The 387-nt window shown below is 49.6% G+C and carries 1 protein-coding gene; it reads right to left on the bottom strand.

What is annotated here, in order from left to right; translation table 11 throughout:
* A partial coding sequence (locus ATB02_RS25875; RefSeq protein WP_000567739.1) for a transposase occupies positions 1–296 on the bottom strand: 296 nt, incomplete at its 3' end.
* Positions 297–387 lie beyond the last annotated feature (91 nt).

Here is a 387-nt window from a genome sequence, read left to right as displayed (position 1 = left end):
TCTTTAAGGAGTTCATTTTCCATCGTTTTCTTGCCGAGCAGGCGCTGGAGCTCTTTAATCTGCTTCATGGCGGCAGCAAGCTCAGAGGCCGGAACCACCTGTTCTCCGGCAGCCACAGCAGTGAGACTTCCTTCCTGGTATTGCTTACGCCAGAGAAATAACTGGCTGGCCGCCACACCATGTTGCCGGGCAACGAGGGAGACCGTCATTCCCGGTTCAAAGCTCTGCTGAACAATAGCGATCTTTTCCTGTGTGGTACGCCGTCTGCGTTTCTCCGGCCCTAAAACATCAATCATCTGTTCTCCAATGACTAGTCTAAAAACTAGTATTAAGACTATCACTTAAATAAGTGATATTGGTTGTCTGGAGATTCAGGGGGCCAGTCTA

The organism is Escherichia sp. MOD1-EC5189 (genome assembly GCF_002966045.1).
Lineage (GTDB): Bacteria > Pseudomonadota > Gammaproteobacteria > Enterobacterales > Enterobacteriaceae > Escherichia > Escherichia coli_F.
This window is presented reverse-complemented; position numbering and strand designations above follow the sequence as displayed.